Source organism: Streptosporangium sp. NPDC006013, assembly GCF_040614275.1.
Classification (GTDB): domain Bacteria; phylum Actinomycetota; class Actinomycetes; order Streptosporangiales; family Streptosporangiaceae; genus Streptosporangium.
Map to the genome: position 1 here is coordinate 1 of NZ_JBEXUE010000543.1, position 6375 is coordinate 6375.

Consider the following 6375-nt stretch of genomic DNA (forward strand, 5'->3'; position numbering starts at 1 on the left):
CCCGCGGTGGCCACCGCGGGTGTGGCCGCCCCGGCCAGCAACGTGGCCGCCAGCGCCGTGACCGCCACTCGCCGGGAGGCCCGCGGCGTCCGGGCTCCGGTGTTCTCGGTGATGCGGAGGAGTTCACTCATGGTCGTTCCTCATTTCGCGATAGTACGCATTTGGCTTGACTCGAAAGCTACGTTGCATTCGAAATTCAGTCAATCAACATAAACACGCTTCCCCAGGTAGATGACGTTAAATTGATGCAATGACACTGGCCTCGAATGCAATTATGAGTTGCAATGAATGATGGCGAAGGCAATACTGGCGGCATGCCAGGAGGACGATTGACCCAGCAGGACCGCGAGCGCATCGCGGCCGGACTCGCCGACGGGCTCTCCTACGCCGAGATCGCCAGGCGGCTCGACCGGCCGACCTCGACGATCACCCGGGAGATCGGGCGCAACGGCGGCCCCGGCGGCTACCGGCCCCAGCAGGCGCACCAGGCGACGATCCAGCGGGCGCGGCGCGGCACACCGGCACACCCGCGCGCAGGCGGGCCGCCGGGCGGCACGATGGAAGAGGAGCTCGTTGAGGTAGCGGTCAGGACGGGGCTGCCGAGGATGAGCGCGCGCGTGCACTTCGACCTGTTGCTGTCCGAGGACGGCAGGCGCACCGCGGCCGAGCTGACCCACAGGCTGAAGATCAGCCCGGCCTCCGTCTCCGTCGCCGTGAACTTCCTGGTCGAGCAGGGATTCGTCCGACGCGAGCGCGATCCGCAGCGGCGTCGCGACATCTACGTGGTCGACGACGACGCCTGGTACCACTCGATCGTGACCGGCAGGCGGCAGACGCTCGATACGGTGCAGGCCACGATGGCGGCGGCCGAGACCTACGGGCTCGACAGCCCCGTGGGGCAACGGCTGGCCAAGACAGCGGCGTTCCTGGAGCGGGTCAGCCTGGACATGATCGAGTCGGCCGACCGCTGGCGCGCCCTCCTGACGTGATGGGTCTCAGCCGAACCACCTGAGGAGCCGGCTGACCAGTTCCTGCTGATCGTCACCGCCCGACGCCGCTTCCCGTACCCCGCAAGCCCGGCAGTCGCGCGGGATCGGTCCCCAGGCCGCACGCGCAGCGCGGGAGCGGCGGCGCTTGTGTCGCCTTGACGGCCTCGCCCATGGGGTCCTGGCGAAGGGAGCGGGCACGCTCGGCGAGGCGGTGGCGGCAGCCTGGAGACGCGTCCGGGGCCGGAAACGTGCAGGATCTCAGCTGTCTAGCGTTGCTTGAGGCGGAGTGCTTCTTTGCGCACCTCGGCCTGGAGGGACTGTTCGCGCTCCAGCCATGCCGGGTTCTCCGCCTTCAGCGCATCGATCTCAGCGGTGGTGAGCGGTCCGGTGATCCCACCTCTGATCAGGCCGGCAATGGAGACCCTGAGCTTCGCGGCGATGACCTGCTTGGTGTGCGGGCCGTTGCGGCGCAGGTCAGCGAGCCAGGCGGGTGGCGTCGACTGCAACTCGTTCAGCTCGTCCCTGGAGATGACACTCGCCTGGAACTCGGCGGGAGTGGCCGAGAGGGGGACCCCCAGCTTCTTGGCCGCGGTCGCGGGCTTCATTGTCTGGATGGTCTTCGGTTTGGGCGAGGTCATGGCGTCAAGAGTAGTCAGCCGGAACAGGTTCCCCTGACATCAGTACCCTGAGGAAGTGACTGATGGAGAGACCGGCAGGACGTTTCGACTGGCGTACGTGCCCGGGGTGACACCCGCGAAATGGGTCAACGTCTGGACCGAGAGAATGCCCGGCGTGCCGATTACCCTGGTCGCGGTTCCCGCCGCCGAGGTGGTGGGACTCCTGCGGAATGGCGGCGCCGACGCCGGATTCGTCAGGCTGCCGGTCGACCGGGACGAGCTCAGCGTGATTCCTCTCTACGTGGAGACCACGGTGGTCATGGCGCCTAAGGACCACGCGATAGCCGCCGCCGACGAGGTGACCATCGCCGACCTTATCGACGACGAGGTGTTCCATCCTCTGGACGACACCATCGAGTGGACGGTCCGGCCCGGGCTGCCCGCGTTCACCCGCCCGGCCACAACGGCGGACGCGGTCGAGCTGGTAGCGGCCGGCACTGGGATTCTCCTGGTTCCGCTGTCGCTGGCACGCCTCCACCACCGCAGGGATCTCACTTACCGGCCGGTGCCGGACGCGCCGCAGTCTCAGGTCGCGCTGACCTGGCCCACGGACGCGACCACTGACCTGGTGGAAGATTTCATCGGCATCGTCCGCGGCCGGACGGTGAACAGCTCGCGGGGCCGTACCCCCGCCTCCCCTGCGGAGAAACCGGCACAGCGGCAGGCACAGAAACCCGCACAGAATGGCTCCGGTCGCCGGGCCGTGCCAGCCAGCCGTAAAAAGAAGGGCCACCGGCCTCGGTGACCTGCAGACAGGTGCGCCGATCATCTCTGGTACAGGAGAAAGGTCAGCGGAAGGTTTCCTGGACCGAGTTCGGCGGCTCGGCCACGATGAGGGCATGACGGAGAACGGACCAGCGCAGCCGCCGACGGGCGGAGGAGCAGGTTTGCGCCCGAACTGGGCGGCGATGAGCGCTCTGGCCGGTGCGGTAGCCGCCGTGGTCGCGCTGGTCGCCTACCTGATGCCGCCGGCCCCGCCACCGCAGCCCCCGTCCGACGCGGTAGTCACCACCTCGGCTCCGCGGCCGTCGTCACCGGATCCGGTCACCACCCGGCCCGCACCGCCGGCCCCGCGCCCGTCGCCCGAGTCCAGCACGCCCCAGCCACCGGCGCCAAGCCCCACGCGAGCGGTGCCGGTTGTCTCCCCGCTGGTGTCAACGGTCCGGCCCGGGGGCTGCGACGAGACGGCGACGGCACTGACCGCATACCGCCAGAACGCCGGGACCACCCGCAGCAGCCAGGCAGCCGCGGCTCGCCAGACCTACCTCGACCTGATGGGCGCGGTCCTCGACGCGCAAGGAGCGGTGGGGGCGACGATCAGTCGACTGGCCGCCGAATTCCAGGAGCTGAACTTCCGGCTGACCGGCATGACCGGCGGCGATCCCAACCAGGTGATCGCGGATATCAACACGGACCTCGCCGAGCTCAAGAGGCTGTGCGGATCCGGCTGACCTGACGACACGTCACAGCCGGACTGGCGCGCGGCGGCTGCGGAGCAGCTGAGGTCGGTGGGTCCGCGCTTGAGCGCCGTTCCCGCGTGCTCATCGCCTCCGCCGGCGCACACCCGACATCGCGGCCCCGGCCGCGCACTTCGCGGCCTTCCCGATCAACATCCCGCTAGGGGTGATGGCTGCCGACTGCTGCCCCGGACCTTCGATCGCCCCCAACCACGAGTGGTGGCCGACCACCCCGTGGCGATCGTCGTGCTGTACCTGGCGGCGACGCGTCCGAAGTCCGTAGCTGGTCCGGTCGCTGTGACCCAGGCGCGGCGCTGTCATTGACCTGACTCATCTACTCGGACATCGTGAAGGTCGGCAATCTCAGTCGGAAGGGACGCATGCATGTTCGGCCTGGGCTGGTTTGAGGTTTTGCTCTTTGTGCTAATCGTGATCGCCATCGTTCTTGTGCTACGAGCCCGACGACGATAGCGGGGGCGGCGCGGGCCGAGCCTTTGGGTCCGGTCGGCGGATGCTGCGTACGGTGCCGCCCCGGAGTCCTGCCGCACGTCGGGACCGGCGCCCACGCCGCATGCCCGGCGGGCTGTGCAGGGGCGGGCGCGGCGCTCAGCGCCACCGCCCCTTGGTCCGCCCAAGTCCCGGGCTGGCCGGCGGATCATCGGCATTCCCTCGGCGATAGTCCCGGCGCCCTCCGATCACCTGGCGGAGTTCGTGGGCACCGGGCCAGATGCCTTCGTCTTTCCCGGCAAGCGGAGAGGGTTCCTGCGGGGCAACAACTTCCGGCGTGAGGCCAGGTGGGCGGACGCACTCAAGGAGATGGGCGTCAAGGGCCTGCACTTCCACGACCTGCGGCACACTGGTAACACGCCGGCCGCGCAGTCGGGGGCGAGTCTGGCCGATCTCAAGGCGCGGATGGGGCACACAGCGACCGGGCCGCACTGATCTACCAGCACGCCACACGGGACGCCGATCAGAGGATCGCCGACGCGCTGAGCGCACGGGTGGAAGCCGAACAGAAGAACGATGACGGCGGAACGGCCTGGGGGAGGGCTAATGGCCCGGATGCCGCACACCAAGACCCGTTGAGAAGTGTTCTGGCTGGTGGAGCCTAGGAGATTCGAACTCCTGACATCCTGCTTGCAAAGACGCATACCGATCTTGCTCGACCTGCGAAGACACAGCTCAGCGCCCTGATCGCGTTCCCCGTGACTCCCCGCTGTTCCCCCTCGTTTCCCGTCCTATCGGGCACGCGACGGGCACGGCTGACAGACTCACCACATGATCGAGATCGACGGCCCCTTCTATCGCATCAGCGACCCTGGCTTCGAGATGCTGATCCCCTGCTGGGAAGGGCATGATCCCGAGACCGCTGATCAGGCCGACGCGACCATCACGCTTCCTGACGGCACTCGGCGCTATGCAACCTTCATGACCCTCGGGGCCATCTCTGGGATCATGGACCGCTGGCAGGGTACGGGCGAATGCCTCAACGGTCGGTACTTCTGGTGCTCGGACCTGGTCATCATCCGCAAGCCTGGCTTCGTCTCGATGACCGACGCCGTACGAGACATGATCGCGATTGGAGAGCTTGAAAGCGCGTGTAGTGCGCTGCCAAGCGACGACAACGATCAACATGCGGATTAAAAGATCGGCCTTGGCTCGTTCCGGGCAGTTCAGTGCAGGTCAGAGATTATCCGTGGTCCATCTTGAACCGCCTGGAACGGCCTCGGACTGCAACTGGAAGTGCAACGGGGCTATCAGGTTAGCCAAAGCTGCGGTGACGCCAAGCCGGATCGGATGGACACAAACGTTACGAGGCACTCTCCTCCTCTCGGCGACTCTGCTCGGAGTTGGGCGGAGGGGTTTCACCGTGCTCAACTATGGCCATGGCCACGGCGGCAATCATGAATCCCACACCAGCGATGGCCATGACTGGCAGCACTTCACGGATCGGCTGTGACGGAAATGAGCCTCCGATCGTGCCACATGATCTGAGGACGGGGGCGATGAGGAAGAAGGTGCCTAGCACAAGGAAGATTCGACGCCCGATCATGGAAGCCGATGTTAAGGCAAAAGGGGCCAACCATGCCGTGCGGCTCTCACGTGTGATTCTCCCCTGGTTCAGTGAGAACTCAACGTGCCTCAAGCCCTATGGATCGGCTCAACGATCAAAGGGCCAGGTCACCGTATGCCGGTTGACCTGGCCCTTTGTTGCGAGCCGATGAGGGGAATCGAACCCCTGACCTACAACAGTTTACAAGATCTCGGTACGCACCCCTGTGAGCTGCTGCGTTCCAGGTCAGAGGCGGTCTCGCCTTGTCCGTGAGTCCCTCTGATTCCCTCTTGGTTACCCTCCTGACGGGCACGGCCTGAGAACCCCGTGCGGACGCACGCACCTCCCCCGCCGGAGGCACATGGTTTTTAAGAGCCGTAGATCAGGGGCGCACGAATGTCGGAGGTGATCGTTACTTTGGCGGCATACCTGAGGAAGACGGCTGGGAGTGGTACGGATGGAGATCACATACGCCGACGTCGCATGGCTGGCCGAAGGTTATGAGTTGGGCGACGTGTGGTGCCTGACCTTCGTGTGGGGGCTCGACGAGGCCGAGGCGCTTCGACGCATGGGCACCACAGAAGGGAGCATTCGGCCGCTCACGTACGAAGAGCTGGATGATGAAGGGCTGTTCCCCGACACGGTTTTAGCCGGGAGGCTGGGCGGCTGGACCGTGCTCATCGAGAGAGGAGGGCGGCAGGCGATAGAACGCGATGCCTTACGGGCCCTGTCGACCGCGACAGAGGTTGTGTCGGTCCTGCGTCACGACCACGCGACCGACAACTTCGTGTACGCCCGCGACGGAGAGACAGTGACCTCCTTCAACCCCATGATTCCCGCATGGCGCTATGGGAGCGACCCTGATCGTCTTGTGGACGCCATGAGGGCCGCGGGCTTCGATCCCGCACGCATGCCGGGAGGCGAGGACGAAGACGAGAACGCCGATCATCCGGCAGTGGGCGGGGCTCTGCTACTGGCGGTACGGCTGACTCGCGTTGTCCTGACTCCAGAGGTCCTGCATGGGCCATTGCTGGGCGGTGTCGTCCGTTCAGCGGTTTAGGGCTCCTGCGGCGGCGTGCCGGTGGTCGGCGCGTTGGTTGGGTACGGCGGGTGCGTGGTGCGGCTACGGCCCGGCACCACTCCCCGTACCTTCTCCGGAAAGCAGTCTCCTCATGCCCTCGACCATGCCCCAGGCGCCC

At 66.4% G+C, this 6375-nt stretch carries 7 protein-coding genes; 6 read left to right on the forward strand and 1 reads right to left on the reverse strand.

The genetic code is table 11. From position 1 onward, the window contains the following. Window positions 1-329: 329 nt before the first annotated feature. Window positions 330-989, forward strand: a complete 660-nt coding sequence (locus tag ABZ260_RS44385; protein ID WP_355630088.1) for a helix-turn-helix domain-containing protein — start codon at window positions 330-332, stop codon at window positions 987-989. Between the two features lie 266 nt (window positions 990-1255). Here ABZ260_RS44385 and ABZ260_RS44390 read toward each other — a convergent pair whose 3' ends face one another. After that, entirely contained in the window at window positions 1256-1627 is a 372-nt protein-coding gene (locus ABZ260_RS44390; RefSeq protein ID WP_355630091.1) for a DUF5997 family protein, read from the reverse strand. Window positions 1628-1682: 55 nt separating this feature from the next. Between ABZ260_RS44390 and ABZ260_RS44395 the strand changes: the two genes are divergently transcribed. The 5 genes from ABZ260_RS44395 to ABZ260_RS44415 all read left to right on the forward strand — a co-directional run bounded on the left by ABZ260_RS44395 (window position 1683) and on the right by ABZ260_RS44415 (window position 6236). Continuing rightward, a complete protein-coding gene (locus ABZ260_RS44395) occupies window positions 1683-2411 on the forward strand; it encodes a LysR family substrate-binding domain-containing protein (RefSeq protein WP_355630094.1) in 729 nt (242 codons plus the stop codon). Between the two features lie 142 nt (window positions 2412-2553). Continuing rightward, window positions 2554-3117, forward strand: a complete 564-nt coding sequence (locus tag ABZ260_RS44400; RefSeq protein ID WP_355630097.1) for a hypothetical protein — start codon at window positions 2554-2556, stop codon at window positions 3115-3117. Between the two features lie 717 nt (window positions 3118-3834). Beyond that, complete coding sequence (locus ABZ260_RS44405) at window positions 3835-4065, forward strand: tyrosine-type recombinase/integrase (protein ID WP_355630100.1); 231 nt, start codon at window positions 3835-3837, stop codon at window positions 4063-4065. Window positions 4066-4401: 336 nt separating this feature from the next. Next, window positions 4402-4767: a hypothetical protein gene (locus ABZ260_RS44410; RefSeq protein WP_355630102.1), complete on the forward strand. Its 366-nt coding sequence runs from the start codon at window positions 4402-4404 to the stop codon at window positions 4765-4767. An 866-nt stretch (window positions 4768-5633) separates the two neighbouring features. Beyond that, window positions 5634-6236: a DUF6461 domain-containing protein gene (locus tag ABZ260_RS44415; RefSeq protein WP_355630105.1), complete on the forward strand. Its 603-nt coding sequence runs from the start codon at window positions 5634-5636 to the stop codon at window positions 6234-6236. The last annotated feature ends 139 nt before the right edge of the window (window positions 6237-6375 follow it).